Source organism: Aliiglaciecola sp. (assembly GCF_039982535.1).
Classification (GTDB): Bacteria; Pseudomonadota; Gammaproteobacteria; order Enterobacterales; family Alteromonadaceae; genus Aliiglaciecola.
On sequence record NZ_JBDWYG010000078.1, the window covers coordinates 1 to 1,505 of the forward strand.

The 1,505-nt window shown below is 43.5% G+C and carries 1 protein-coding gene; it reads left to right on the plus strand.

Annotated features, from left to right (window positions below; genetic code table 11):
- Positions 1 to 64 precede the first annotated feature (64 nt).
- Positions 65 to 1,505, plus strand: a 1,441-nt coding sequence (locus ABJV04_RS20915; RefSeq protein WP_348493675.1) for a BspA family leucine-rich repeat surface protein, incomplete at its 3' end; no start/stop codon positions are given.

Here is a 1,505-nt window from a genome sequence, read left to right on the forward strand (position 1 = left end):
TTTAAAACACCTATGTTGATTGTTTTTTTGAACTAAAATAATATTATATAAAATATAAAAACTTATGAAACAACAACACATTAAAAAAATTTTATATTCTTTAGTAACTCTACTAACCAGTATGATTACCTATGGGCAAGATTTTACCGCTACAAACGGAATAGCGTACACCATATCCGGTAGTGAGGTATCGGCCACGGGCTATACAGGAAATGATACAGCTGTAGAAATACCCAATACAGTCACTAATAGTGGCAATACCTATACCGTTACCAGTATTGGGAATGAAGCCTTTATGAATAAAGGGCTAACTAGTGTAACGATTACCGATAATGTGACCAGTTTTGGGAATAATGTCTTTAGGGATAACCAATTGACCAGTGTAGAGATTCCAGAGAGTGTTACCAATATTGAATATGGTGCTTTTAAGGATAACCAATTAACCAGTGTAACCATTCACAATACCGTGACCGATATTGGGACTGTTGCTTTTGATGGTAACGAATTAACCAGTATAGACATTCCCAATAGCGTGACCAGTATTGGGCGTTATACTTTTCGAGATAATCAATTGACCCATGTGACCATTCCCAATAGCGTGACCCGTATTGGAGAAGGCGCTTTTCTAGACAATCAATTAACTCGTGTAACAGTATTGGCCACCACCCCGCCAACTTTTTTTGGCGTAGATAATATTGATGTTTTTTTTACTAATCCTAACCAGATAGATATATTCGTTCCTGATGGTTCGGGAACTGCTTATCAAAACCATCCGGACTGGACGGGCTTCAACATCCGTGAACCCTTTGTCACCACCTGGGCGGTAGGGGACAATGCTTATGGAGACGGCGACCTTACCGTTACCATCCCCACTACAGGAAGTGGTTACGACTTCACCGTGGATTGGGGTGACAACAGTACGCCAACAACGCATGTAGGTTCAGGAGCAAATCTAGCAAGCCATGAGTACCCATCTGCCGACACCTACACCATAAAGATCTACGGGGATTTCCCCAGGATCTATTTCAACAATAGCAGTGAATCGGACAAGAATAAGCTACTACTCGTCAATGACTGGGGCGATATCCAGTGGCAGAGTATGTCGCGTGCCTTCTATGGATGCACCCATCTGGAAGTGACGGCCGAGGATGCCCCCAATTTGGAAAATGTCACCGATATGTCTTATATGTTCCTTGACGCCAGATCACTCACCGGGACAGCGACCGATCTCAACAGCTGGAACGTGGCCAATGTGGAATATATGGCCTATATGTTCCATTCAGCCAAGTCCTTCGATGCGGACATCAGTGGTTGGAACGTGAGCAACGTGACGACTATGCGTTCGATGTTCGAGTTTGCCGTTGATTTCAATAATGGTGGTCAGCCCATGAACTGGGCGTCTAAGACGGGCAAGGTCACCAATATGAGATCAATGTTTCAAGGTGCCAATTCCTTCAATGCGGACATCAGTGGTTGGGACGTGAGCAAGGTGACCGATATGTCTT